This window comes from Pseudomonas sp. AP19 (assembly GCF_001728855.1).
In the GTDB taxonomy this organism is placed as follows: Bacteria; Pseudomonadota; Gammaproteobacteria; order Pseudomonadales; family Pseudomonadaceae; genus Aquipseudomonas; species Aquipseudomonas fluorescens.
The window spans coordinates 104,122-129,313 of the sequence record NZ_LXJP01000001.1 but is presented as its reverse complement, the minus strand read 5'-3'; the positions used below and the strand labels follow the sequence as shown (position 1 = coordinate 129,313).

Genomic DNA, 25,192 nt, shown 5'->3' with positions numbered 1-25,192 from the left:
ATTCCGTTATGAGTTGATAGTTAACACCAGGGTTCGCGAGCGCTGCAGCCATGCGCCCTGCTCATCCGGGAACAGCTCGGCCAGCTCGATATGGCCGGCATGAATGGCTGTGACCCGGCCGTGGTTGGGGCCCAGGTAGTCACCCACCGCCAGGCGGTGCACAGCCGAGGCTGCGCGCAGCAGGACGAAGGTTTGTGTGCCGCGGGACAAGGTGCCGACCATTTCGACTTGATCGAGGGCCAGACCTTCGAGCACTCCACGTTTACGCGCGAAGTCCGGTGCAGGTGCCGGCTGGCCTGGCGCGTGATAGGCCTGCGAGGCAGGGGGCTGGAACGGATCACGCAAAGAGGTCGCATCGTAGACAAATTGCGCCACCGGCTCGACAACGCGCTCAGGCTTGCCGCCAGGCAACCTGCCGCGATAAGCCTTGGCCAGTAGCTCAAGGCGCACTAACGGCCCATCAGAGCGAAGCGCAACATCGTGCACCGTGACGATCTGCGACAACCCGCCCAAGGCACTCACGAACGTCACCAGGTCATGGTAGGCGCCAAAAACCGCCACCTGCACCGGTTCCTCGATGAAGAGCGGCAGAGACAGTTCGTCGAGGACCGTGACGCCCTCGACCACCAAACCGTTGGCAGCCGCCAGCCGCGCAATGTCGTCGAGCAAGCCAGGCATATCCGACTCACCGGGCAATTGTCGTAACAGCCCGCCAACCGCCTCCTGCATCACCTGCTCCTGGCGGGCACGGTGCTCAAGACTGTCTGCCAACCCAGCCTTTTGTGTGAGGTCCTGTTGCAGCGCCACTTCCTGCGCTTCCAACGTGTGCAACCGCTCGCCTGCCGGCGTCAGCAACCAACCATCGCCCACCCCCCACACCAGACCTGCCAGCGCACAGCCCAGCAGAACCTTGCCCGGCAGGGGCCATTTAGCAGCGTTGTGAGAGAGCGTGGAAAAGTCGAGCCTGGGCAGGCTCATGGCTGGGCCTCGGTGGATTCCCCCTGGCGCACCATCAATTGAAAGGCGTTGCCGCCACCTTGCCCTTGCGCACGTACCTGTTGCAGTCGCGTGGCGTGAGCACCTTCTGATGCCTCCAGGCGACGCATCAGCTGGGCGATATCCTGGCTGGATTCGGCACTGCCGCTGACACTCACGGTGTTGCCCCTGGCTACAACCTCGTGCAGATGCACCCCATCCGGCACAGCACGGGCCAACTGGTCCAACAGCTGGGCGCTGGCCGAGCGGGATTCGTGCAGGTCCTGAACGACCTTCATGCGCGCAGCCAGTTGCTGGCTTTGCTCCTGCAAGTCGTCGATGGTCTTGATGCGGGCGTCCTGAACGGCGACTTCTTTAGTCAGGTGATTGTTGCGCGTCACCTGACGGTCTATAGCCTGATCGATGACCTGGTCCGCCAGCCAAACCGCCGCGAGCGCCACACCGGCGAACGCCAGCAGACATATCAGGAAGTATTTGCGCCGCCGCTCCGCCAGCGCCTGGCGCCAAGGCAAAAGATTGATTCGTGTCATCCAGCGAAACTCCTCAGGGCCAACCCGCAAGCAACTCCCATCCCGTGGGCATCCACGGCCCATTGTGCGCCATCAACCCGATGGCCCGGCGTGAAGCTGGCGAAATCCTGACGGCAAGCGCGCTCCAATGCAAACCCTTCGACGTCCACCACTCGCGCCGCCAGCCCGGCCAGAGCCAAAACCGCTTCGCGGGCCTCGACCTGCTCCTTGAGGCAGGCCGCCAGCAACACCTCGACTCGCGCCGCGCCCTGGGGCGACGGGCCACGGACCTGAAAATCAATGGCAACATCGTCCAACGGGTAAGGAATGTACTGGTCGGCCTCCATCTGGATCTTCCAGACCATTTCCTCGTCACTGAGCCCCGCTTCCATTTCGATCACCCGCGTGATGACCGATGGGCCCGACACCGCCACGGCCGCCTGCCGGGCGGACGTGTGCAAGCGAGATAACGCCTGCTGTAACGTCCACGCTATCGCTTCAAGGTCCAACAACGTGCCATCGACCACGGCATTGGCAGGCAACGCCTGCGCAGCATAGGACTGAACGCTGTAGCCACTGGCTGAATGGGCCAGCTCAATCAGCTTGATAGCTGCGTCATTGATGTCGACGCCCAGCAGGGTATCGGCTTTTCGCCTGAAAAATCCCTTTCTCATAAAACTCCCCAAAACTTTGCCTGTCATACCGCCTGATTGCGGCCGGGTGCGGTGCATTCGGTCGACTTGTTTAACTGGCACGAATGACGCCCCAAGCCGAAAATGCTTTAATGCCCAGCGTTTTTTCCCGCTTTTTATCTGCTGCTCGGGTCGATCCATCGTTTGCCATGCATGCCCCGACGCCTAACTCATTCTTTTCTCTGGAAATCCAAAAGCCTTGATTCGTCTGCTGAAGTTTTTCGGGTACTCCATTGTCGCGATCGTCTGCGGGCTGCTGCTCGTACTCAGCGGTGCCTACCTCTACCTTAGTCCGGGTTTGCCTTCCGTAGAGGCGCTCAGAAGTATCCAGTTGCAGATTCCTTTGCGGGTTTACAGCAGCGATGAAAAACTGATCGCGGAGTTCGGCGAAATGCGCCGTACACCGATCCGTTTCGCCGACATTCCACCCAATTTCATTAACGCGCTGCTGTCGGCTGAAGACGATAATTTCGCCAATCACTACGGCGTCGACCCGAGCAGCCTGGTGCGTGCCGCCACACAGTTGGTAAAAAGCGGACACATTCAGTCCGGCGGCAGCACCATCACCATGCAGGTGGCGAAGAACTTTTTCCTCACCAGCGAGCGCAGCTTTTCGCGTAAAGCCACTGAAATCCTGCTGGCATTGCAGATCGAACGTCAGTTGACCAAGGACGAAATCCTTGAGCTGTACGTCAACAAGATCTACCTGGGCAACCGCGCCTACGGGATCGAAGCGGCGTCCCAGGTCTACTATGGCAAGTCGATTCGTGACGCCAGCCTGGCGCAGATGGCAATGATTGCCGGCCTGCCAAAGGCCCCGTCACGCTTTAACCCACTGGCCAACCCCGCGCGCAGCAAAGAGCGTCGCGACTGGATCCTGGGGCGCATGTACAAGCTGGGCAAGATCGACCAGGCCGCCTATGAAAGCGCCGTCGCCGAGCCGTTGAATGCCAGCTATCACGTGCCGACACCGGAAGTGAATGCACCGTACATCGCCGAAATGGCGCGTGCCGAAATGGTCGGCCGTTATGGCAGCGAGGCCTACACCGAAGGCTTCCGTGTGACCACCACAGTTCCGAGCAACTTGCAGGACATCGCCAACAACGCTGTCCATGACGGCCTCGTCACCTATGACCAGCGCCATGGCTATCGCGGCCCCGAATCGCGCCTGCCCGGCAAAACCCTGAGCGCCTGGACCACCGAACTGAGCAAACAGCGCCCCATCAGCGGCCTGGAGCCGGCCATCGTCACCCAAGTGAAGAAGGATGGCGTGCAAGTACTGACCCGCACCGGTGAAGGCCATGTGTCGTGGGACAGCATGAAGTGGGCACGCCCGTTCCTGAACACCAACAGCATGGGCCCGATGCCCAAGCAGCCGTCGGACGTGGCGCAGGTGGGTGACTTGATCCGCGTAAAACGCCAGAAAGACGACAGCCTGAAATTCAGCCAGGTGCCTGTGGCTCAAGGCGCGCTGGTGTCTCTTGACCCGCAGAACGGTGCCATCCGCGCCCTGGTCGGTGGTTTTGCCTTCGAGCAAAGCAACTACAACCGCGCCACCCAGGCCAAGCGCCAGCCGGGCTCAAGCTTCAAACCGTTCGTCTACAGCGCTGCACTGGACAACGGCTACACCGCCGCCAGCCTGGTCAACGACGCGCCGATCGTGTTTGTCGACGAGTACCTGGACAAGGTCTGGCGTCCGAAGAACGACACCAACACGTTCCTCGGCCCGATCCGTATTCGCGAGGCGCTGTACAAGTCGCGTAACCTGGTGTCGATCCGCCTGCTGCAGGCGATGGGCGTTGGCAAGACTATCGACTACATGACGCGCTTCGGCTTCAACAAGTCGGACCTGCCACCCAACCTGTCCCTGGCCCTCGGCACCGCGACCCTCACGCCGATGGAAATCGCCACGGGCTGGAGCACCTTTGCCAACGGCGGCTACAAGATCACGCCGTACCTGATCGACAAGATCGAGAGCCGCAATGGCGACACACTGTTCACCGCCAACCCGCCGCGCGTGCCGGGCGATGTGGTCAACGGGGTTGCAGCACCTGATGGCATCGCCGCACCGAGCAACGGTGGCATCACCATCGAGCCGACACCCGGCGCAGCGCCAGCTGCAAACGCCCCGGCGCCAACCGAGCCACAAGCACCGGCGGTAGCTGAACGTATCGTGGATGGCCGTACCACCTATATCCTCAACAGCATTCTGGAAGACGTGATCAAGAAAGGCACCGGCCGTCGCGCCCTGGCCTTGGGCCGTGCAGACATCGCCGGCAAGACCGGTACCACCAACGAGTCCAAGGACGCCTGGTTCTCCGGCTACAACGGTGATTACGTGACCACCGTATGGACTGGTTATGACCAACCGGAAAGCCTCGGTCGTCGCGAGTTTGGTGGCACCGTCGCCCTGCCGATCTGGATGAGCTACATGGGCGCGGCCTTGAAAGACAAGCCGCTGCACACCCAACCTGAGCCGGAAGGCATTCTCAGCCTGCGGATCGATCCGGTGAGTGGCCGTGCGGCTTCACCCAGCACGCCAAATGCGTACTTCGAGTTGTTCAAGAGCGAAGACACCCCGCCGTCGGTCAACGAGCTGGGTAACGGCACCGCACCGGGCAGCCCGCTGCCGGCGGATGAGGCGGCACCGATCGATCTCTTCTAACTCGCGCAGATCCAATGTGGGAGCGGGCTTGCTCGCGAACGCGGTGGGTCAGTCAATGAACCTGGCGACTGACCCACCGCGTTCGCGAGCAAGCCCGCTCCCACCCTTGGAGCCCCACTAGGCCCAAGCGAATCGCCACAAAAAAGCCCCGACTCGTGAGAGCCGGGGCTTTTTGTTGGTGCGCTACAACCGCTTAGCCGTTGAACACATCATCCACGCTTTGCAGCGGGTAGTGCTTCGGATACGGCAGGGTGGCCACACCGGTCTCGATGGCGGCTTTAGCCACGGCATCGGAGATCAGGGTGATCAGGCGCTTATCCATTGGTTTCGGAATGATGTACTCACGGCCGAACGCCAGCGGGGCACCACCGTAGGCATCGCAGACATCCTGCGGCACCGGCAGCTTGGCCAGTTCACGCAGGGCGTTGGCGGCCGCTACTTTCATCTCTTCGTTGATGCGCTTGGCGCGAACGTCCAGGGCACCACGGAAGATGAACGGGAAGCCCAATACGTTGTTGACCTGGTTCGGGTAGTCCGAACGGCCAGTGGCCATGATCACGTCGTTACGGGTGGCGTGCGCCAGTTCCGGGGAGATTTCCGGATCCGGATTGGAGCAGGCGAACACGATCGGGTTGGCCGCCATGGACTTCAGGCCTTCGGCGCTGAGCAGGTTCGGGCCGGACAGGCCAACGAACACGTCTGCACCGTTCAAGGCGTCAGCCAGGGTGCGCTTCTCGGTCGCGTGGGCAAACATCGCCTTGTACTGGTTCAGGTCGGTACGCTCGGACTGAACAACGCCCTTGCTGTCGACCATGAAGATGTTTTCCAGCTTGGCGCCCATGCTCACCAGCAACTTCATGCAGGAGATGGCCGCAGCACCAGCGCCCAGGCAGACGATCTGAGCGTCAGCCAGGGTTTTGCCAGCGATTTCCAGGGCGTTGATCATGCCGGCCGCAGTAACGATCGCGGTGCCGTGTTGGTCATCGTGGAATACAGGAATGTCGCACTGTTCGATCAGGGCCTTTTCGATCTCGAAGCACTCAGGTGCCTTGATGTCTTCCAGGTTGATGCCACCGAAAGTGATGGAGATGCGCTTTACAGTGTCGATGAAAGCTTGCGGGCTTTCGGAATCGACTTCGATGTCGAAAACGTCGATGCCGGCAAAGCGCTTGAACAGCACGCCCTTACCTTCCATGACTGGCTTGGAAGCCAATGGGCCAAGGTTACCCAGGCCGAGAATCGCGGTGCCATCGGAAATCACTGCAACCAGGTTGCCTTTGCCGGTGTACTTGTACGCCAGTTCAGGATCGCGGGCGATTTCACGTACGGGCTCGGCAACGCCAGGGCTGTAGGCCAGCGACAGATCGCGGGCAGTGGCAGTGGCTTTGGTGAGCTCTACACTCAGCTTTCCTGGACGAGGATGGGCGTGATATTCGAGAGCGGCAGTTTTCAAATCAGACATATCGGCATTCCGCTTTTACTGTTGGTCGACGGACCGCCGAGGATACGCGTGTCGCAAAGTCCCTACAAGACTGGGCAGTCACAGGTGTCAAGGGCCCTGCGCTAAGACTTTCGGCCAAGAGCCACGGGATACAAGGGCTCAACTGTTCACAATCAACTTAAAAAATGTCTACAATTTTTTCTCAACAATCGCTTTTAACCGCGCATCGCCAAATCACAGGCACAAAAAAGGCGCCCACAAGGGACGCCTTTTTCAACAGCTGACAAAAGCCCAAAAGGCTTTTGAGGCTTACTCCGCTGGAGTAGCAGCCTTCTTGCCGAAAGCACCAAAGCGATCTGCGAAGCGCTGTACACGGCCGCCGGTGTCCAGAGTTTTCTGCTTACCGGTGTAGAACGGGTGGCACTCGTTGCATACGTCAGTACCCAGTGGCTTGCACAGGTTCGAACGTGTTTCGAACTTGTTGCCGCAGCTGCAGGTTACTTCGATGGTTTCGTACGCTGGATGGATATCGGCTTTCATGGTGACTTCCTCGGGCTAGCGTGCCGCCACTCGACACTATTGTCGAATACCGCACGTAATTAGGCCGCGGATTCTACCAGACCTTTCTAAACGCGCAAGCCGCACTTCCTGTGGTTTACCCCTATAAAGGCCCCTTTCATCAGAAAAAACCCCACACACCACCGTCCATGTGGGCACTGGGCTTGCCCGCGATCGCGATATCTCAGGCACCCCATCCAGCGACTGCCGAGCCGCCATCGCGGGCAAGCCCGGCGCCCACAGTTGGGCTGCCGTATTCCGAACAACGCGGGACACCCCCACAGCAGGTCTGCTAGGCTCCCGCCCCTGCGCCACTGCCTGCCTTTAGATGAGACTCCCCGCGTGCCCGACGCCATTTTGCGCCTAGCCCTGCCTTCGCCCCTGCGCCGCCTGTTCGACTACCGGGCGCCGGCCGGCGTGCTGCGGGCGCAGTTGCAGCCAGGCATGCGCGTGCGTGTGCCGTTTGGCCGCCGGGAGATGATTGGCATCCTGATCGAAGTCGCCGATCACAGCGAAGTGCCCGCCGAAAAGCTCAAGCCGGCACTGGCCATCCTCGACGCCACACCACCGCTGCCGCCCGCCTTGTTCAAACTGTGCCTGTGGACCGCCCAGTATTACCAGCACAGCCTGGGCGACACGCTGAGCTGGGCGCTGCCGGTGCTGTTGCGCCAGGGCGAACTGGCCGAAGCGCGCCAGGAACGCTTTTGGTCGATGGTGCCCGGTGCGCGCCTCGACGACCCACGCATCGCCCGCGCGCCGCGCCAGCGTGAAGCCCTGGCGACCCTGGCACAACACCCGCACGGCGTGGCCCACCAGCTGTTAAGCAAGCTGATGCTGAGCAAGGACAGCCTCGACCTGCTGCTGGCCAAGGGCATGGTGCAGGTGGAAATCCGCAAGCACGCGCCGGACCCGCGCCACGACCACTGGCTGGCCCAGCCCGAACTGCCGCTGAACCCCGAGCAGCGCGCGGCGTATGAAGCCATTCGCGCCGGTTTCGATACCTTTCATGCGTTTCTGTTGGCTGGCGTCACCGGCAGCGGCAAGACCGAAGTGTATTTGCAACTGATCCGCGAAACCCTGCAGGCCGGTAAACAGGCGCTGGTGTTGATCCCCGAGATCAACCTGGGCCCGCAAACCCTGGCGCGCTTCGAACAACGCTTTAACGCGCGCATCGCCCTGGTGCACTCGGCGGTCAACGACCGTGAGCGTTTGGAGTCATGGCTGGCGGCGCGGGACGGTGAGGCCGACATTATTATCGGCACCCGCTCGGCACTGTTCACGCCCATGAAAAACCCCGGGCTGATCATCATCGACGAGGAGCACGACGGCTCCTATAAACAGCAGGAAGGCCTGCGCTACCACGCCCGCGACCTGGCGCTGGTGCGCGCACGCCAGGAAAACATCCCGATTGTGCTGGGCTCCGCCACGCCCTCGCTGGAAAGCCTGCACAACGCCTACACCGGCCGTTACGGGCTCCTACGCTTGAATGAGCGCGCAGGTGGCGCCAAGCAACCACGTTTCCTGCGCCTGGATGTAAAAAGCCGCCCGCTGGACAGTGGGATTTCCGGGCCGATGCAACAAGCCATCGGCCAGACCCTTGCCGCCGGCCAGCAAGTGCTGGTGTTTCTCAACCGCCGCGGTTTTGCACCGACGCTGTTGTGCCATGACTGCGGCTGGATGTCCGAGTGCGAACGCTGTGATGCGCGTATGACCGTGCACCAACGCTACGGCGAGTTACGCTGCCACCACTGCGGGCATGTCGAGCGTGTGCCGCGCCACTGCCCGCAGTGTGGCAAAGTCGATTTGCGCCCGGTAGGCGCGGGCACCGAGCGCGCCGAAGAGCGCTTGGGCATCCTGTTCCCGGATTACCCGGTGCTGCGGGTCGACCGCGACAGCACCTCGCGCAAAGACGCGATGAACCAGCTGTTCGCCACCATCCAGAAAGGCCAGCCGTGCATTCTGGTCGGCACGCAGATGCTTGCCAAAGGGCACCACTTCCCACGTGTCACGCTGGTGTCGATCCTGGATGCCGACGGTGGCTTGTTTTCCGGAGACTTCCGCGCCAGCGAGCGCATGGCGCAGTTGATCGTGCAGGTCGCAGGCCGTGCGGGGCGCGCCGAAGAACCGGGCAAAGTCATTATCCAGACCCACCTGGCCGACCATCCGCTACTGATACAGCTGACCGAACAAGGCTATTTTGCCTTCGCCGAACAAGCGCTGAGCGAACGCCGCTCGGCCGGTTTACCGCCCTTCTCTCATCTGGCCCTGCTGCGCGCTGAAGCGCACAAACCCGGGCAGGCCGAAGGCTTTCTGGATGAAGCGTGCAGTGCCGCCGAACGGTTACTCGGCGAACTGGGTCTGACCGGCATCGAATTGCTCGGCCCGGTGCCCGCCCCCATGGAACGTCGCGCCGGGCGCTACCGTGCTCAGCTACTCTTGCAGGCATCATCCCGTGCACCGCTGCATCGGCTATTAAGTAGCTGGTTGCTTGCCCTGGAGCAAATGCCCAGCGGCCGGCAAGTGCGATGGTCGTTGGATGTGGACCCGGTGGACCTGTATTGACAGAAACCGCCTGATTGCAGGCGGCCAGCGCCCACCTGTAGAAATATTCATCCATTAAAATCTGGCAGCGGGCTTGCCCGCGATGAGGCCCGCAGGTCTACCAACCCGTCTGAACGGTTGGCAAGCCCGCCCTCGCCACGGATAATGCCCAGTTTTTCCACCTGCGCATCGCGCGCCGCCGCTTGCGGTCGAAAGAGAACACCATGAAAGACACCATTCGCCAGCTGATCCAACAAGCCCTCACCCAACTCGTCAACGAAGGTGTGTTGCCTGAAGGCCTGACGCCGGCGATCCAGGTGGAAAACACCCGCGACAAGACCCACGGTGACTTCGCCAGCAACATCGCGATGATGCTGTCCAAGCCTGCGGGCATGAAGCCACGCGACCTCGCGGAAAAAATCATTGCCGCACTGCCGGCCGACGCAAGCGTGACCAAGGCGGAAATCGCCGGCCCTGGCTTCATCAACTTCTTCCAGAACACCCAGGCCCTGGCTTCGCGCCTGGATGCGGCCCTGGCCGACGCCAACATCGGTGTGCGCAAGGCCGGCCCGTTGCAGCGCGTGGCCATTGACCTGTCAGCACCGAACCTGGCCAAGGAAATGCACGTCGGCCACTTGCGCTCGACCATCATTGGCGACGGCGTGGCGCGGGTGCTGGAGTTCCTGGGTGACGACGTGATCCGCCAGAACCATGTGGGCGACTGGGGCACCCAGTTCGGCATGCTGATGGCGTACCTGCAGGAAAACCCGATTACCAGCAACGAACTGTCGGACCTGGAAAATTTCTACCGCGCCGCGAAGAAGCGCTTCGACGAATCCGAAGAGTTCGCCGACCGCGCCCGTGGCCTGGTGGTCAAGCTGCAAGCCGGTGACAAGGAATGCCTGGAATTGTGGGGCCGCTTCCGTGAGATCTCGCTGTCGCACTGCCAGGAAATCTACGAACTGCTCAACGTGAAGTTGACCATGGCCGACGTGATGGGCGAAAGCGCCTACAACGACGACCTGATCAACGTGGTCAACGACCTCAAGGCCAAGGGCCTGCTGGTTGAGAGCAACGGCGCGCAGTGCGTGTTCCTCGAAGAATTCAAGACCGCCGACGGCGAGCCGTTGCCGGTGATCATCGTCAAGGCCGATGGCGGCTACCTCTATGCCACCACCGACCTGGCGGCCGTGCGCTACCGCAGCGGCGTGCTGAAAGCCGACCGTGCCCTGTATTTCGTCGACCAGCGCCAGGCCCTGCACTTCCAGCAGGTGTTTGAAGTGGCACGCCGCGCGGGCTTCGTCACCCACCCGATGCATATGGAGCATATGGGTTTCGGCACCATGAACGGCGCCGACGGCCGCCCGTTCAAGACCCGCGACGGCGGCACCGTGAAGCTGATCGACCTGCTGAACGAAGCCCAGGAGCGTGCCTACAACCTGGTGAAGGAAAAGAACCCGGAGCTGGCCGAAGCCGAGTTGCGCAACATCGCCCGTGTGGTGGGCATTGGCGCGGTGAAATACGCCGACCTGTCCAAGCACCGCACCAGCGACTACAGCTTCAATTTCGAGCTGATGCTGAATTTCGAAGGCAATACCGCACCGTACCTGCTGTACGCCTACACCCGCGTGGCCGGCGTGTTCCGCAAGTTGGGCAAGGACTTCAGCGAAGTTGAAGGCCAGATCAATCTTGAAGCGCCCCATGAACAGGAACTGGCCGCCAAACTGGCGCAATTCGGCGAAGTGCTGAACAGCGTCGGCGAGAAAGGCACGCCGCATATCCTTTGCACCTATTTGTACGAAGTCGCTGGCCTGTTCTCCAGCTTCTACGAGAACTGCCCGATTCTCACTGCCGACGATGAAGCCCAAAAGCAAAGTCGCCTGCGCCTCGCCGCATTGGCTGGACGGACCCTCAAGCAAGGCCTGGAACTGTTAGGCCTGGAAACTCTGGAGCGTATGTAAGTTGGCTGCCAAGAAAAAACCTGCACCCAAGCGCGGCGCCAGCCGCTATCAGGCACCGGCGAAGAAACCTATTCCGGGCTGGCTATGGATGGCTATCGGCCTGGCGGTCGGCGCATTTGTGGTGATTCTGATGAAGCTGGAGCCCGGCAAGGGCGACGACGTCAAACGCGTCAAGCAAGAGCAGCAGAAGGCCACAAAAATGGCCGAAGCGAACAAAACTGCGCCTAGCCCTACAGCACCGGTGAAGCCGAAATACGACTTCTATACGCTGCTGCCGGAATCGGAAGTGATCGTGCCGCCCGACGCCGTGCCGGAGAAGACCCTGCCGACGCCGCAAGTGCCGACCACGCCGGTGACCCCAGCGGAAGCCGCAAAAATCGACACAGCCCGTGCCCAGGCCGCATTGGCCGGCATCACCCCGCCACCGCCGCCGCCCGTCGCGACGACCAAGGCGGCGCCGGTGACCAAGTTCTTCCTGCAAGCGGGCTCGTTCCCCAAACAGGCCGATGCGGATCGCGTGCGCGCTCAGATCATTCTGTTGGGCCAAGCGGTGACGGTGGAGTCCGGCACCGTGAAGGACGCGACCTGGTATCGCGTACTGGTCGGGCCGTTCAGCAACCGCGAACAGCTGACCGTGGCGCAGAAACAATTGGCCGGCGCGGGCTTTAGCAACCTGTTGTTACAACAACGCCAGAGCCGCTGATTCTGAGAACACAGTAGGCCCCATGTGGGAGCGGGCTTGCTCGCGAATGCGGTAGATCAGTCACTATTTCCGGCGACTGACATACCGTATTCGCGAGCAAGCCCGCTCCCACATTTGGTTTCGGGGCGCGCTCAAACGTGTGTCGGACCCATAAACACCACTCGTCCGCCATAACCCCCTACGGTTGAAATCCCTCCCTCCACCCCCATATGAGTTTCCATCAGGGCATTTTCGCCCCGCTGCGTGGAGACTCACCCTTGACCACCATCGTTTCAGTACGTCGCCACGGCAAAGTCGTCATGGGCGGCGACGGCCAGGTTTCCCTTGGCAACACCGTGATGAAAGGCAACGCCAAAAAAGTGCGTCGCCTGTACCACGGCCAGGTACTCGCAGGCTTTGCCGGCGCCACCGCCGACGCCTTCACCCTCTTTGAGCGTTTCGAAGGGCAACTGGAAAAACACCAGGGCCACCTCGTTCGCGCCGCTGTCGAACTGGCTAAAGAATGGCGCACCGACCGCTCCCTCAGCCGCCTGGAAGCCATGCTGGCAGTCGCCAACAAAGATGCGTCCTTGATCATCACCGGGAACGGCGATGTGGTTGAGCCTGAACATGGCCTGATCGCCATGGGTTCCGGCGGTGGCTACGCCCAAGCGGCAGCCAGCGCCTTGCTGAAGAAAACCGACCTGTCGGCCCGTGAGATTGTCGAGACTGCCCTGGGCATCGCCGGCGATATCTGCGTGTTCACCAACCACAACTTCACCATTGAGGAGCAGGACCTCGCCGAGTAAGCCGTAGGCTTATTCCGCTTGAGGCCGCCAAACACTATGTCCATGACTCCCCGCGAAATCGTCCATGAACTGAATCGTCATATCATCGGCCAGGACGATGCCAAGCGCGCCGTTGCCATTGCGCTGCGTAACCGCTGGCGCCGGATGCAACTGCCCGAAGAACTGCGCGTTGAAGTAACGCCGAAGAACATCCTGATGATCGGTCCGACCGGCGTCGGTAAAACCGAAATCGCCCGGCGCCTGGCCAAGTTGGCCAACGCCCCGTTCATCAAGGTCGAAGCCACCAAGTTCACCGAAGTGGGCTACGTAGGCCGCGACGTCGAATCGATCATCCGTGACCTGGCCGACGCGGCCCTGAAAATGCTCCGCGAACAGGAAGTCACCAAGGTCAGCCATCGCGCCGAAGACGCCGCCGAAGAGCGCATCCTCGACGCCCTGCTGCCGCCGGCACGCATGGGTTTCAACGAAGACGCCGCACCGGCCTCGGATTCCAACACCCGCCAGCTGTTCCGCAAGCGCCTGCGTGAAGGCCAGCTGGACGACAAGGAAATCGAGATCGAAGTCGCCGAAGTGTCTGGCGTCGATATCTCCGCACCGCCTGGCATGGAAGAAATGACCAGCCAGTTGCAGAACCTGTTCGCCAACATGGGCAAGGGCAAGAAGAAAAGCCGCAAGCTCAAGGTGAAGGAAGCGCTCAAACTGGTGCGCGACGAAGAAGCCGGGCGCCTGGTCAATGAGGAAGAACTCAAGGCCAAGGCCCTGGAAGCGGTCGAGCAACACGGCATCGTGTTTATCGACGAGATCGACAAGGTCGCCAAGCGCGGCAACTCCGGTGGCGTCGATGTCTCCCGCGAAGGCGTACAGCGCGACCTGCTGCCGCTGATCGAAGGCTGCACCGTGAACACCAAGCTGGGCATGGTCAAGACCGACCACATCCTGTTCATCGCCTCGGGTGCATTCCACCTGAGCAAACCAAGTGACCTGGTGCCGGAGCTGCAAGGCCGTCTGCCGATTCGCGTGGAGCTCAAGGCGCTGACCCCGGGCGACTTCGAACGCATCCTCAGCGAGCCACACGCCTCGCTTACCGAGCAATACCGTGAGCTGCTGAAAACCGAAGGCCTGGCCATCGAGTTCCTGCCGGACGGCATCAAGCGCCTGGCGGAGATCGCCTGGCAGGTCAACGAGAAGACCGAGAACATCGGTGCCCGTCGCCTGCATACCTTGCTTGAGCGTCTGCTGGAGGAAGTGTCCTTCAGCGCCGGCGACATGGCCGGCTTGCAGAATGGCGAAGCGATCAAGATTGACGCTGCGTACGTCAACAGCCACTTGGGTGAATTGGCGCAGAACGAAGACCTGTCTCGTTATATCCTGTAAGCCTCACTCAGGACCGCTTTGCTTTACTGTGGGAGCGGGCTTGCTCGCGAATGTGCTGTATCAGCCTCAGATCTGCTGACTGACACAACGCATTCGCGAGCAAGCCCGCTGCTACATTTTGAAGCCGGTTCCTTCAGGATCATCACCAATGTCAAAATTCCCCACTGCTGTAAACCTGCACAAAACCTCCAACACCCTCGGCCTCACCTACGGGCCCGACGAGGTCTACCAGCTTCCCGCCGAACTGCTGCGCACCCACTCGCCTTCCGCCGAGGTGCAGGGCCACGGCAAACCCATCCTGCAATTCGGCAAACTCAACGTTCGGTTGATCAAGGTAGAACCGGCCGGTCAGTACGCACTGAAATTGACCTTCGACGACGGCCATGACAGCGGACTGTTCACCTGGGACTACCTCTACCAATTGGCCGTGCGCCAGGAAGCGCTGTGGGCCGACTATCTTGCGGAACTCAAAGCTGCCGGTAAAACCCGCGACCCGAGTGAGTCGGTCGTGCGGCTGATGCTCTAGCCCAGGCTTCTTGCTCTTTAGAGGGCATTTTCTAATTTCATCTGCTTGAATGCCCTGTCGCGTGGTCAACGATTGGCCCGCTTGCGAAAAAAATTAAACTCGGGTAACCAATGGAACTGGCAAGTTCCCTGCATTTAACGATGCGGTATTTACGGTCACCCGAGTCGCAGTACCAGGCTGGTGTCGTGTATCGAAATTGGGTGCGCAGCAATCGCCGGTACTCGTCTTTCGGACAATGGAGCGTCGTAGATGAGTAACAAGAATAACGATGACTTGAAACGCCAGGCCTCGGAAAACACCCTGGGGCTGAACCCGATCATCGCGTTACGCAAAAAGGACTTATTAGCCTCGGCGAAGATGGTGCTGACCCAAGCCATCAAGCAACCGTTACACAGCGTTAAACACGTTGCCCACTTTGGCATCGAATTGAAGAACGTGATGTTCGGCAAATCCGCGCTGGTGCCCGAAAGCGACGACCGCCGCTTCCACGACCCGGCGTGGAGTCAGAACCCGCTCTATAAGCGCTACCTGCAGACCTACCTGGCGTGGCGCAAGGAACTGCACGACTGGATCGCCGACAGCAACCTGTCGGAACAGGACATCAGCCGTGGCCACTTCGTGATCAACCTGATGACCGAAGCCATGGCCCCCACCAACAGTGCGGCCAACCCGGCGGCGGTCAAACGTTTCTTTGAAACCGGCGGTAAAAGCCTGCTCGATGGCCTGTCCCATCTGGCCAAGGACATGGTGCATAACGGCGGCATGCCGAGCCAGGTCAACATGGGCGCCTTTGAAGTGGGCAAGACCCTGGGCACCACCGAAGGCGCCGTGGTCTTTCGCAACGATGTGCTGGAGCTGATCCAGTACAAGCCCATCACCGAACAGGTGCACGAGCGCCCACTGCTGGTGGTGCCGCCGCAAATCAACAAGTTCTATGTATTCGACCTGAGCCCGGAGAAAAGTCTGGCGCGCTTCTGCCTGCGCAATGGCCAGCAAACCTTTATCGTCAGTTGGCGCAACCCGACCAAGGCCCAGCGCGAGTGGGGCCTGTCGACCTATATCGAAGCGCTCAAGGAAGCGGTCGATGTGGTCACGGCGATTACCGGCAGCAAAGACATCAACATGCTTGGCGCCTGTTCCGGCGGCATCACCTGCACCGCCCTGCTCGGCCACTACGCGGCGCTGGGCGAGAAGAAGGTCAATGCCCTGACCCTGTTGGTGAGTGTGCTGGACACCACGCTGGACACGCAGGTGGCGCTGTTCGTCGACGAGCAGACCCTGGAGGCGGCCAAGCGCCACTCCTACCAGGCCGGTGTGCTGGAAGGCCGCGACATGGCCAAAGTGTTTGCCTGGATGCGCCCCAACGACCTGATCTGGAACTACTGGGTCAATAACTACCTGCTGGGCAACGAGCCGCCGGTGTTCGACATCCTGTTCTGGAACAACGACACCACGCGCTTGCCGGCTGCCTTCCATGGCGACTTGATCGAGCTGTTCAAAAACAACCCGCTGGTGCGCGCCAACGCTCTGGAAGTGTGCGGCACGCCGATCGACCTCAAGCAGGTCACCGCCGACATCTACTCGCTGGCCGGCACCAACGATCACATCACGCCGTGGCAGTCCTGCTACAAGTCGGCACAGCTGTTTGGTGGCAAGGTCGAGTTCGTGTTGTCCAGCAGTGGGCATATCCAGAGCATTCTCAACCCGCCTGGCAACCCCAAGGCGCGCTACCAGACCAGCGATGGGCTGGCAGGCAAGCCGCTGGAGTGGCAGGAAAATGCAACCAAGCACACCGACTCCTGGTGGCTGCACTGGCAGGCATGGCAGGCAGAGCGGGCGGGAAAATTGAAGAAAGCACCTACAAGTTTGGGTAACAAGGCTTATGCCGCAGCTGAGGCTGCACCGGGTACTTATGTACACGAACGATAAACGAAACACTGTTTTGTAGCTGGAATGCGGTCAACTGTGGGAGCGGGCTTGCTCGCGAAGGCGGTGTGTCAGCCACCGAATGCATCAACTGACACACTGCTTTCGCGAGCAAGCCCGCTCCCACATTGATCGGGTTCCGACAGGGAAATATCGCGCCATTTCACAGGGCTTGAGCATGCCGCAACCGTTCATCTTCCGTACCATCGACCTGGATGGCCAGACCATCCGCACGGCGGTGCGCCCGGGCAAGCCTCACTTGACGCCGCTGCTGATTTTCAACGGTATCGGCGCCAACCTTGAGCTGGTGTTTCCGTTCGTCCAGGCGCTGGACCCGGACCTGGAAGTGATCGCCTTCGATGTGCCGGGCGTAGGCGGCTCCTCGACGCCCAAACGGCCCTATCGATTTCCAGGATTGGCCAAACTTACCGCACGCATGCTCGATTACCTCGACTACGGCCAGGTGAACGCCGTTGGTGTGTCCTGGGGCGGGGCGCTGGCGCAACAATTTGCGTATGACTACCCCGAGCGCTGCAAGAAGCTGATCCTGGCGGCCACCGCGGCCGGGGCGTTCATGGTGCCGGGCAAGCCGAAGGTGCTGTGGCTCATGGCCAGCCCCCGGCGTTATATCCAGCCGTCCCATGTGGTGCGCATTGCGCCAATGATTTATGGCGGCTCGTTCCGCCGCGATTCAAAACTGGCCGCCGAGCACGCCAGCAAAGTGCGCTCGGCCGGCAAGCTGGGTTACTACTGGCAGCTGTTCGCGGGGCTGGGCTGGACGAGCATTCACTGGCTGCACAAGATCCGCCAACCCACCCTGGTGCTGGCGGGGGACGACGACCCGCTGATCCCACTGATCAACATGCGCATGCTCGCCTGGCGTATTCCCAATGCACAGTTGCACATCATTGATGACGGCCACTTGTTCCTGATCACCCGGGCCGAAGCCGTGGCGCCGATCATCATGAAGTTTCTCGAGGAGGAGCGCCTGCGGGCTGTGATTCACCCGCGACCGGCGGTGTAAGGACTGCACCGCCGCGCAACTTGCCGAGAACCGACTATGGTTCTGAATTGGCGTGCCTGTTGTTGCCTTGACGAAGGAGTGTTGGCTCATGCGAGAAAGACCCGTGACGAACCCGGCGCCCATCCCTGCCGCGTTCATCAATGCGCAAAATGCGATTACTGGCCTCAGGGGGCGGGATCTGCTGGCAACCCTGCGCAGCGTCGCAAGTCACGGCTTGCGCAACCCGGTGCATACCGCGCGTCACGCGCTGGCGCTGAGCGGCCAGCTGGGCCGCGTCCTGCTGGGCGAAACCGTGCACGAGCCCAACCCTAACGACGCGCGCTTTATTGACCCCACCTGGAAGCTCAACCCGCTGTATCGACGCAGCTTGCAAGCCTATTTGAGTTGGCAGAAACAGACCCGCCACTGGATCGATGACAGCGCCTTGAGCGCAGATGATCGAGCCCGTGCGCACTTCGCATTCGCCTTGTTCAACGATGCCGTCTCGCCCTCCAATACGCTGCTCAACCCACTGGCCATCAAGGAGTTGCTCAACTCAGGCGGCAACAGTGTGGTGCGCGGCGTGAGCAACCTGTTCAACGACTTACTGCACAACAATGGCTTGCCAAGTCAGGTCAGCAAACACGCTTTTGAAGTGGGCAAGACTGTCGCCACCACCCCGGGTTCAGTGGTGTTTCGCAACGAGCTGTTGGAGCTGATCCAATACAAGCCCATGAGCGAAAAACAGTACGCCAAGCCCCTGCTGATCGTGCCGCCGCAAATCAACAAGTACTACATTTTCGATCTCAGCCCGGCCAACAGCTTTGTGCAGTACGCCCTGAAAAACAGCCTGCAGACCTTTATGGTCAGCTGGCGCAATCCGGATGTGCGTCACCGTGAATGGGGCCTGTCCACCTATGTGGCGGCGCTGGAAGAAGCGTTGAATGTGTGCAGGGCGATCACCGGCGCCCGCGAGGTCAACCTGATGGGCGCCTGCGCCGGCGGCCTGACCATTGCCGCGCTGCAAGGCCACCTGCAAGCCAAACGCCAGCTACGGCGCATTTCCAGCGCCAGTTACCTGGTGAGCCTGCTGGACAGCCAGATCGACAGCCCCGCCACCCTGTTCGCCGATGAACAAACCCTGGAAGCCGCCAAGCGCCGCTCCTACCAGCAAGGCGTGCTGGACGGTCGCGACATGGCCAAGGTGTTTGCCTGGATGCGCCCCAACGACCTGATCTGGAACTACTGGATCAACAACTACCTGCTGGGCAAGGAACCGCCAGCGTTCGACATCCTGTATTGGAACAACGACAACACGCGGCTGCCCGCCGCGCTGCATGGCGATTTGCTGGACTTCTTCAAGCACAACCCGTTGAGCCACCCCGGCGGCCTGGAAGTGTGCGGCACGCCTATCGATTTGCAGAAGGTCACGGTGGACAGCTTCAGCGTGGCCGGGATCAACGACCACATCACACCGTGGGACGCGGTGTATCGCTCCACCCAATTGCTGGGCGGCGAGCGGCGCTTCGTACTCTCCAACAGCGGGCATATCCAGAGCATCCTCAACCCGCCGGGCAATCCCAAGGCCAACTACGTCGAAAACCCCAAGCTGAGCAGCGACCCACGCGCCTGGTACTACGACGCCAGCCACGTCGAAGGCAGCTGGTGGCCGCAGTGGCTGGCGTGGATTCAACAACGCTCCGGCGTGCAGCGCGAAACCCTGACCGCCCTGGGCAACCAGAATTACCCACCGATGGAAGCGGCGCCGGGCACCTATGTGCGAGTGCGCTGAGCTCAACGATCACATTAAGAAGACTGGATGAAGACCCGCGACCGTATCCTTGAATGTGCCCTGCAGTTGTTCAACCACAAGGGCGAACCGAACGTGTCGACCATGGAGGTGGCCAATGAAATGGGGATCAGCCCCGGCAACCTCTACTACCACTTCCATGGCAAGGAACCGTTGGTGCTCGGGCTGTTCGAGCGCTTTCAGAACGAGCTGGCACCGCTGCTCGACCCACCGCCGGATGCGCAGTTGAAGGCCGAGGATTATTGGTTATTCCTGCACCTGATCGTCGAGCGCATGGCCCATTACCGGTTTCTGTTTCAGGACCTGTCGAACCTTGCTGGGCGGCTGCCGAAGCTGGCCAAGGGCATTCGTCACTTGCTCACGGCGCTCAAGCGAACACTGGCTTCGTTGCTTGCGCGGTTGAAGGCAGCCGGGCAGTTGGTCAGTGACACCCAAGCATTGGGGCAACTGGTGGAGCAAATCACCCTGACCTTGCTGTTTTCCCTGGATTACCAGCGAATTCTCGACCGTGAAGGCGAAGTGCGGGTGGTGGTGTACCAGATCATGATGCTGGTGGCGCCGCATCTGCTGTTGCCGGCGCGACAGGCGACCGAGCGGTTCGCACTGAAATACCTGGATGATCTGGATTGAACATGTGGGAGCGGGCTTGCCCGCGATAGCGGTGGATCAGCCAATTTCAATGTGACTGACACTGCGCCATCGCGGGCAAGCCCGCTCCCACATTGGATTTGAGGTGTTCATAAAGTCGCAAAAAAACGCCCGACCTTCACAGGCCGGGCGTTTGTTGTGCCCTGAAAAAATCAGGACTGACTGGATGACGTCGGCGTTGCCGGCGTGACAGTCGGGGCAGTAGCAGCGTGCGTCGGCGCGGACACCGAGTTGGCTGTCGACGCGGTTGGCGCTGGGGTTGCGGGCTTGGCCGCGACGGCAGGCTTTGGCGCTGCGGGCTTTTTCGCGACCGCGGGCTTCTTGGCGGCGGCTGGTTTTGCCGCTGGCTTGGCAGCCACAGGTTTTGCTGTTGCGGTTTTTGCTGCAGCAGCGGGTTTTGCCGCTGCAGTTTTAGCGGCTGGCTTCGCGGCCGGTTTGGCGACTGCCTTGGCTGCAGGTTTAGCCGCTGGCTTGGCAGCGGTTTTCGCCGCCACTGGCTTGGCTGCCGACTTGGCGGCCGGTTTGGCAGCAGCGGTTTTTGCCGCAGGCTTGGCAGCCGCTTTAGCCGCAGGTTTGGCCGCCGGCTTGGCTGGCGCTTTAACCAGTGGCTTGGCCGCGGGTTTCGCAGCGGGTTTGGCAGCGGCGGTTTTCGCGGCAGGCTTGGCAGCAGGTTTAGCGGCTGCCGTTTTAGCCGGGGCCACTTTGGCACCGGTGAGTTTTTCGATTTGCTTGGTCAGGGTATCGACCTTGCTGTGCAGCGTCTTCAGTTCCGCTTTGCTGGGCACGCCCAATCGCGAAATAGCACTGTTGAGACGCTTGTCGAAAGTCTCTTCCAACTTGCCCCAGGTATCCGAAATGCTCGATTTCGCAGAACCGGCGCTCGCTTTTGCCGCCTCTACTTTTTTACCGACTGTGCTCTTGGTCAACTTCTCGGCCTTCTCGCCGTCCTTGACCAACGTCTCGAAGTATTTGCCGCCGTCACTGCTAACCTTCGAGTACACGCCTAAACCAGCAAGCCAGATTTTACGGGAATATTTTTCAACTTCCCCGATCCACGAGCTGCCTTCTTTCTGAGTAGTCTTTTTAACAGCCATCCCGATGTCTCCTTAGTGTTTACGCGCGACACGTTCTAGCAATGCCGTCAGCTCTTCGAGCTTAGCAGAGAGTGTCTCAACGTCATGTTTAGACGCAATGCCGATTCGATTCAAGGCACTTGCAACACGCGTGTCAAAAGCTTTTTCAACTTTATCCAGTTGAACTTCAACCAGGCCTTTGACGCTTGAGACATTACTCTTTACTTGGTCAATCTGACTGTTGGCGGCATCAAGTTGTTCAACCACAACTTTTTTACCTTTACTTTCAACATGTTGACCAGACTTAACCAGCTCTTTGAAGTACTCGGCACCCTCGCTGCCGACCTTGGCATAGGCACCAAGGCCCGCCAGCCAGATCTTGCGGGCATAGCTTTTAACGTCACTCAGGGCGGTAGACTGAACGTCGATTTTTTTCTTCAAAATAACTTTGGCCATGGTGCACCTCACGCAGATTAGGGTCGAGGAACGGCCCGCAGGAGTTGAGGGCTTGGGCACAAAGTAGGGTGAAAAATTAGAATCGGCACCCTAAGAACACAGCGATCAGGCCAATGCCTTATCCAGGGCCTTCTCGATTTCAGACTTGATAGTGCCACTCATGGCCGACATCAACAGTCCCAGTTCCACATCAATACGCAACGAATCATCCGCAACCAACACAGTGCCTTTAACCCCCGAACGCTTGAGGTTCAAGGTATCGCCGGACCACGATGGCTCCAGGCCATATTGCTCCTTGAGTTTGTTCGCCAACTTCTCGGCCTTCGCGCGCGCGCCGTCCTTACCCAGGGTGTGTGCACGTTCAACGGTAATACGGGCCATTGCTATGACTCCTCTTTATAGCGACTGGAACACCTGCCATGCGGCAAAAGGTCTCGGTGACCGTCTATCTTACCTTCAGCCTTGCCAAGACAAAGCAGGCCTTGGGGATTATCATGTCCCGCATTCTCTTTTGGTGACAGCGATATGACTGATCAGCGCAAAGGCAGCGATGCCGAACCCACCACTCACTTCGGTTTCAAGAACGTCCCGGAAAGCCAGAAAGCGGAAAAAGTCGCTGAGGTGTTCCACTCCGTAGCCGCCAAGTACGACCTGATGAACGACGTGCTGTCGGGCGGCATGCACCGCCTGTGGAAGCGCTTCACCATTGAGTTGTCGGGCGTACGCACCGGCAACCGCGTGCTGGATATCGCCGGCGGTACGGGCGATCTGGCGGCCAAATTTTCCAAGCTCGTCGGCCCTACCGGCCAGGTCGTGCTGGCGGACATCAATGGCTCGATGCTCAAGGTCGGCCGCGATCGCCTGCTGGATAAAGGTGTGGCCGGCAATATCGAGTTCGTCCAGGCCGATGCGGAAAAGCTGCCGTTCCCGGACAACCATTTCGACTGCGTGACCATCGCCTTCGGCCTGCGCAACGTGACCCATAAAGAGGACGCGATCCGCTCGATGCTGCGCGTACTCAAGCCGGGCGGCCGCCTGCTGGTACTGGAGTTCTCCAAGCCGACCAACGCGCTGATGTCCAAGGTCTACGACACCTACTCGTTCGCCTTCATGCCGCTGATGGGCAAGCTGATCACCAACGACGCCGAAAGCTACCGCTACCTGGCTGAATCGATCCGCATGCACCCCGACCAGGAAACCCTCAAGTCGATGATGGTAGAAGCCGGTTTCGACCGCGTGACTTACCACAACATGACCTCGGGTATCGTCGCCCTGCATCGCGGTATCAAGCCCTGATGCTGTTCGCCGGTCTTCTCGCCAGCGTTGAACACGGCCTCAACCGTGTGCTGCGCCTGGACAGCACCGCCCTGGCGCGGCTCGCGCACTTGAACGGCAAAATCATTGCCGTCGATTGCCGCAGCCCCGCCTTGCAGCTGTTTATCCTGCCCAGCGATGAAGGCCTGCTGCTCGCAAGCGCCTGGGCCGCCGAGGCCGATTGCACCCTGCGTGCGCCGGCGTCGAGCCTGTTGCACCTGGCGCTGAGTCGCCATAAAACCGCCATCCTGCACAGCCCAGAAGTGGAGCTGGAAGGCGACAGCGCGGTGCTGATGGACCTGGCCGCCGTGCTGCAAGACCTGGAACTGGATTGGGAATACGAGCTGTCGCGCTGGATCGGCCCCGTCGCCACCCAGCTGATCAGCGGGCACCTGCGCAGCCGCTCGCGCTGGTACCAGCAGGGGTTCGCCAGCCTCAACCAGAACCTCGCCGAATACCTGAGCGAAGAATCGCGCACCCTGGTTGGGCAACGGGAAGCGCAAGCGCGCTTTCGCGAACTCGACAAGGCCAAAATCGACCTGGAACGCCTTGAGGCGCGCTTCGAGCGCCTGAGCCGGTCCCTTGATCCAAGCGATAACGCATGAAGCTGCTCGCCGTCCGCCGTTTGTTTCGTATCCAGCGCGTCGTAATCCGCTACCGCCTCGATGACCTGCTGTTCGCCCTGCCCTTGCCGTGGTTTCTGCTGGCGGTGCGTTATGTACTGCCGTGGCGCTGGTTCCCGCGCAAGCCGCTGGAGCTGAGCCGTGGCGCGCGCCTGCGCCTGGCGTTGCAGGACCTGGGGCCGATCTTTATCAAATTCGGGCAGATCCTCTCCACGCGGCGCGACCTGCTGCCGGAAGATATTGCCGACGAACTGATGCTCTTGCAGGACCGCGTACCGCCCTTCGACTCCCAGCAATCGATGAAGCTGATCGAAGAGCAGTTGGGCAAGAAGATCAGCGAAGTGTTCAGCCGCTTCGACATCGACCCACTGGCCTCGGCTTCGGTCGCACAAGTGCACGCCGCGCAGCTCAAGACCGGCGAAGAAGTGGTGGTGAAGGTGATTCGCCCGGGCCTCAAGCCGATCATCGGCCAGGACCTGGCGTGGCTGTTCATCCTCGCCCGCGCCGCCGAACGTTTCTCTGCCGATGCGCGCCTGCTGCACCCGGTGGACGTGGTCGCCGATTACGAAAAAACCATCTACGACGAACTCGACCTGCTGCGCGAAGCCGCCAACGCCAGCCAGCTCAAGCGCAACTTCGAAGGCTCGCCCCTGCTGTACGTGCCCCAGGTGTATTGGGACTGGTGCCGCCCGAAAGTGCTGGTGATGGAGCGCATCTACGGCGTGCAGGTCACCGACCTCGCCACCCTGGCAGACCAGCGCACCGACATGAAGATGCTCGCCGAACGCGGGGTGGAGATTTTCTTCACCCAGGTGTTCCGCGACAGCTTCTTCCACGCCGACATGCACCCCGGCAACATCTTTGTCAGCACCGTGAACCCGTGGAGCCCGCAGTACATTGCGATCGACTGCGGCATCGTCGGCAGCCTGACCCCGGAAGACCAGGATTACCTGGCGCGTAACCTGTTCGCCTTCTTCAAGCGTGACTATCGCCGCGTGGCGCAGTTGCACATTGATTCGGGCTGGGTGCCGGCGGAAACCAAGCTCAACGAATTCGAAGCGGCGATCCGTACGGTGTGCGAACCCATCTTTGAAAAACCGTTAAAAGATATTTCATTCGGCCAGGTGCTGATGCGCCTGTTCCAGACCGCGCGCCGCTTCAATATGGAAGTGCAGCCGCAGCTGGTATTGCTGCAAAAGACCCTGCTCAACATCGAAGGCCTGGGCCGTCAGTTGTACCCGGACCTCGACCTGTGGAATACCGCGCAGCCGTTCCTCGAACGTTGGATGCGCGAGCGCGTCAGCCCGAAAACCCTGCTGGGCAACCTGCAAAGCCAAGTGGAGCAACTGCCGCACCTGGCCAACATGACCCGCGACCTGCTGGAGCGCATGTCACAACCCCACGCCAAAGACCCTGCGCCGCCCTGGCAAACGCGCAAGGACGACTGGTTCCTGCGCCTGCTGGGCGCTGCGCACCTGGTCGGCGGCGTGATGCTGGCCATTGGCGGGCCGCTGAACCAATTGGGGCATTGGCCGGCGGGCATCATGGTCGCCGTGGGTGTTTATCTGATCGTGCGTCGATAACC

At 60.6% G+C, this 25,192-nt stretch carries 22 protein-coding genes; 14 read left to right on the top strand and 8 right to left on the bottom strand.

Annotated features, from left to right (window positions below; all coding sequences use genetic code 11):
• Positions 1 to 6: 6 nt before the first annotated feature.
• The 3 genes from A7D21_RS00595 to pilM are packed head-to-tail and all read right to left on the bottom strand — an operon-like array spanning position 7 to position 2,179.
• Positions 7 to 978, bottom strand: a complete 972-nt coding sequence (locus A7D21_RS00595; RefSeq protein ID WP_053253953.1) for a pilus assembly protein PilP — start codon at positions 976 to 978, stop codon at positions 7 to 9.
• Positions 975 to 1,526, bottom strand: a complete 552-nt coding sequence (locus tag A7D21_RS00590) for a PilN domain-containing protein (protein WP_069550851.1) — start codon at positions 1,524 to 1,526, stop codon at positions 975 to 977. Before A7D21_RS00590 ends, A7D21_RS00595 begins: the two co-directional genes overlap by 4 nt.
• Positions 1,523 to 2,179, bottom strand: coding sequence for a type IV pilus assembly protein PilM (pilM, locus tag A7D21_RS00585; RefSeq protein WP_069550952.1), 657 nt, complete (start codon positions 2,177 to 2,179; stop codon positions 1,523 to 1,525). Before pilM ends, A7D21_RS00590 begins: the two co-directional genes overlap by 4 nt.
• 220 nt (positions 2,180 to 2,399) lie before the next feature.
• Between pilM and A7D21_RS00580 the strand changes: the two genes are divergently transcribed.
• Positions 2,400 to 4,862: a penicillin-binding protein 1A gene (locus A7D21_RS00580; protein WP_371859146.1), complete on the top strand. Its 2,463-nt coding sequence runs from the start codon at positions 2,400 to 2,402 to the stop codon at positions 4,860 to 4,862.
• 193 nt (positions 4,863 to 5,055) lie between these two features.
• Here A7D21_RS00580 and A7D21_RS00575 read toward each other — a convergent pair whose 3' ends face one another.
• Entirely contained in the window at positions 5,056 to 6,324 is a 1,269-nt protein-coding gene (locus A7D21_RS00575; protein ID WP_053253950.1) for a malic enzyme-like NAD(P)-binding protein, read from the bottom strand.
• Between the two features lie 288 nt (positions 6,325 to 6,612).
• On the bottom strand, positions 6,613 to 6,843 hold the full coding sequence (gene rpmE / locus A7D21_RS00570; RefSeq protein ID WP_017738861.1) for a 50S ribosomal protein L31: 231 nt from the start codon (positions 6,841 to 6,843) through the stop codon (positions 6,613 to 6,615).
• 360 nt (positions 6,844 to 7,203) lie between these two features.
• On the opposite strand from rpmE, the gene A7D21_RS00565 reads away from it, so the two are divergent.
• The 10 genes from A7D21_RS00565 to A7D21_RS00520 all read left to right on the top strand — a co-directional run bounded on the left by A7D21_RS00565 (position 7,204) and on the right by A7D21_RS00520 (position 20,123).
• A complete protein-coding gene (locus tag A7D21_RS00565; RefSeq protein WP_069550849.1) occupies positions 7,204 to 9,423 on the top strand; it encodes a primosomal protein N' in 2,220 nt (739 codons plus the stop codon).
• Positions 9,424 to 9,626: 203 nt separating this feature from the next.
• Entirely contained in the window at positions 9,627 to 11,363 is a 1,737-nt protein-coding gene (argS, locus tag A7D21_RS00560) for an arginine--tRNA ligase (RefSeq protein ID WP_053253948.1), read from the top strand.
• A 1-nt stretch (position 11,364) separates the two neighbouring features.
• On the top strand, positions 11,365 to 12,066 hold the full coding sequence (locus tag A7D21_RS00555) for an SPOR domain-containing protein (protein WP_053253947.1): 702 nt from the start codon (positions 11,365 to 11,367) through the stop codon (positions 12,064 to 12,066).
• A 257-nt stretch (positions 12,067 to 12,323) separates the two neighbouring features.
• Positions 12,324 to 12,854, top strand: a complete 531-nt coding sequence (gene hslV / locus A7D21_RS00550) for an ATP-dependent protease subunit HslV (protein WP_010563201.1) — start codon at positions 12,324 to 12,326, stop codon at positions 12,852 to 12,854.
• A 36-nt stretch (positions 12,855 to 12,890) separates the two neighbouring features.
• Positions 12,891 to 14,228, top strand: a complete 1,338-nt coding sequence (gene hslU / locus A7D21_RS00545; protein ID WP_053253946.1) for an ATP-dependent protease ATPase subunit HslU — start codon at positions 12,891 to 12,893, stop codon at positions 14,226 to 14,228.
• A gap of 148 nt (positions 14,229 to 14,376) precedes the next feature.
• The gene (locus tag A7D21_RS00540; protein ID WP_053253945.1) at positions 14,377 to 14,754 is read left to right on the top strand and encodes a gamma-butyrobetaine hydroxylase-like domain-containing protein; all 378 of its coding nucleotides are present in this window, start codon (positions 14,377 to 14,379) and stop codon (positions 14,752 to 14,754) included.
• 249 nt (positions 14,755 to 15,003) lie between these two features.
• Positions 15,004 to 16,683 (top strand): class II poly(R)-hydroxyalkanoic acid synthase, encoded by a 1,680-nt coding sequence (phaC, locus tag A7D21_RS00535; RefSeq protein WP_069550848.1) that lies wholly within the window; start codon positions 15,004 to 15,006, stop codon positions 16,681 to 16,683.
• Positions 16,684 to 16,858: 175 nt separating this feature from the next.
• On the top strand, positions 16,859 to 17,704 hold the full coding sequence (phaZ, locus tag A7D21_RS00530; protein WP_053253943.1) for a poly(3-hydroxyalkanoate) depolymerase: 846 nt from the start codon (positions 16,859 to 16,861) through the stop codon (positions 17,702 to 17,704).
• An 88-nt stretch (positions 17,705 to 17,792) separates the two neighbouring features.
• Entirely contained in the window at positions 17,793 to 19,475 is a 1,683-nt protein-coding gene (gene phaC / locus A7D21_RS00525; protein ID WP_069550847.1) for a class II poly(R)-hydroxyalkanoic acid synthase, read from the top strand.
• Between the two features lie 27 nt (positions 19,476 to 19,502).
• Positions 19,503 to 20,123, top strand: a complete 621-nt coding sequence (locus A7D21_RS00520; protein WP_053253941.1) for a TetR/AcrR family transcriptional regulator — start codon at positions 19,503 to 19,505, stop codon at positions 20,121 to 20,123.
• A gap of 170 nt (positions 20,124 to 20,293) precedes the next feature.
• Here the strand turns inward: A7D21_RS00520 and A7D21_RS00515 are convergent, their stop codons facing one another.
• From A7D21_RS00515 to A7D21_RS00505, 3 genes are all read right to left on the bottom strand, one after another.
• Entirely contained in the window at positions 20,294 to 21,235 is a 942-nt protein-coding gene (locus A7D21_RS00515) for a phasin family protein (protein WP_069550846.1), read from the bottom strand.
• A gap of 12 nt (positions 21,236 to 21,247) precedes the next feature.
• Positions 21,248 to 21,670, bottom strand: a complete 423-nt coding sequence (locus A7D21_RS00510) for a phasin family protein (protein WP_053253939.1) — start codon at positions 21,668 to 21,670, stop codon at positions 21,248 to 21,250.
• Positions 21,671 to 21,775: 105 nt separating this feature from the next.
• Positions 21,776 to 22,051 (bottom strand): polyhydroxyalkanoic acid system family protein, encoded by a 276-nt coding sequence (locus tag A7D21_RS00505; protein ID WP_053253938.1) that lies wholly within the window; start codon positions 22,049 to 22,051, stop codon positions 21,776 to 21,778.
• Between the two features lie 144 nt (positions 22,052 to 22,195).
• Between A7D21_RS00505 and ubiE the strand changes: the two genes are divergently transcribed.
• From ubiE to ubiB, 3 genes are read left to right on the top strand one after another with little or no spacing between them, the layout of a single operon-like run.
• Entirely contained in the window at positions 22,196 to 22,966 is a 771-nt protein-coding gene (ubiE, locus tag A7D21_RS00500) for a bifunctional demethylmenaquinone methyltransferase/2-methoxy-6-polyprenyl-1,4-benzoquinol methylase UbiE (protein ID WP_003171186.1), read from the top strand.
• A complete protein-coding gene (locus tag A7D21_RS00495; RefSeq protein ID WP_053253937.1) occupies positions 22,966 to 23,589 on the top strand; it encodes an SCP2 domain-containing protein in 624 nt (207 codons plus the stop codon). The genes ubiE and A7D21_RS00495 overlap by 1 nt, the downstream gene beginning before the upstream one ends.
• On the top strand, positions 23,586 to 25,190 hold the full coding sequence (gene ubiB / locus A7D21_RS00490) for a ubiquinone biosynthesis regulatory protein kinase UbiB (RefSeq protein WP_053253936.1): 1,605 nt from the start codon (positions 23,586 to 23,588) through the stop codon (positions 25,188 to 25,190). Before A7D21_RS00495 ends, ubiB begins: the two co-directional genes overlap by 4 nt.
• Positions 25,191 to 25,192 lie beyond the last annotated feature (2 nt).

Excerpts from the sequence above, each read along its gene's own strand:
- A7D21_RS00595 (WP_053253953.1), bottom strand. The coding sequence starts at position 978 with ATGAGCCTGCCCAGGCTCGACTTTTCCACGCTCTCTCACAACGCTGCT.
- A7D21_RS00590 (WP_069550851.1), bottom strand. The coding sequence starts at position 1,526 with ATGACACGAATCAATCTTTTGCCTTGGCGCCAGGCGCTGGCGGAGCGG.
- pilM (WP_069550952.1), bottom strand. The coding sequence starts at position 2,179 with ATGAGAAAGGGATTTTTCAGGCGAAAAGCCGATACCCTGCTGGGCGTC.
- A7D21_RS00575 (WP_053253950.1), bottom strand. The coding sequence starts at position 6,324 with ATGTCTGATTTGAAAACTGCCGCTCTCGAATATCACGCCCATCCTCGT.
- rpmE (WP_017738861.1), bottom strand. The coding sequence starts at position 6,843 with ATGAAAGCCGATATCCATCCAGCGTACGAAACCATCGAAGTAACCTGC.
- argS (WP_053253948.1), top strand. The coding sequence starts at position 9,627 with ATGAAAGACACCATTCGCCAGCTGATCCAACAAGCCCTCACCCAACTC.
- hslU (WP_053253946.1), top strand. The coding sequence starts at position 12,891 with ATGTCCATGACTCCCCGCGAAATCGTCCATGAACTGAATCGTCATATC.
- A7D21_RS00540 (WP_053253945.1), top strand. The coding sequence starts at position 14,377 with ATGTCAAAATTCCCCACTGCTGTAAACCTGCACAAAACCTCCAACACC.
- phaC (WP_069550848.1), top strand. The coding sequence starts at position 15,004 with ATGAGTAACAAGAATAACGATGACTTGAAACGCCAGGCCTCGGAAAAC.
- phaZ (WP_053253943.1), top strand. The coding sequence starts at position 16,859 with ATGCCGCAACCGTTCATCTTCCGTACCATCGACCTGGATGGCCAGACC.
- phaC (WP_069550847.1), top strand. The coding sequence starts at position 17,793 with ATGCGAGAAAGACCCGTGACGAACCCGGCGCCCATCCCTGCCGCGTTC.
- A7D21_RS00520 (WP_053253941.1), top strand. The coding sequence starts at position 19,503 with ATGAAGACCCGCGACCGTATCCTTGAATGTGCCCTGCAGTTGTTCAAC.
- A7D21_RS00515 (WP_069550846.1), bottom strand. The coding sequence starts at position 21,235 with ATGGCTGTTAAAAAGACTACTCAGAAAGAAGGCAGCTCGTGGATCGGG.
- A7D21_RS00510 (WP_053253939.1), bottom strand. The coding sequence starts at position 21,670 with ATGGCCAAAGTTATTTTGAAGAAAAAAATCGACGTTCAGTCTACCGCC.
- A7D21_RS00505 (WP_053253938.1), bottom strand. The coding sequence starts at position 22,051 with ATGGCCCGTATTACCGTTGAACGTGCACACACCCTGGGTAAGGACGGC.
- ubiE (WP_003171186.1), top strand. The coding sequence starts at position 22,196 with ATGACTGATCAGCGCAAAGGCAGCGATGCCGAACCCACCACTCACTTC.
- A7D21_RS00495 (WP_053253937.1), top strand. The coding sequence starts at position 22,966 with ATGCTGTTCGCCGGTCTTCTCGCCAGCGTTGAACACGGCCTCAACCGT.
- ubiB (WP_053253936.1), top strand. The coding sequence starts at position 23,586 with ATGAAGCTGCTCGCCGTCCGCCGTTTGTTTCGTATCCAGCGCGTCGTA.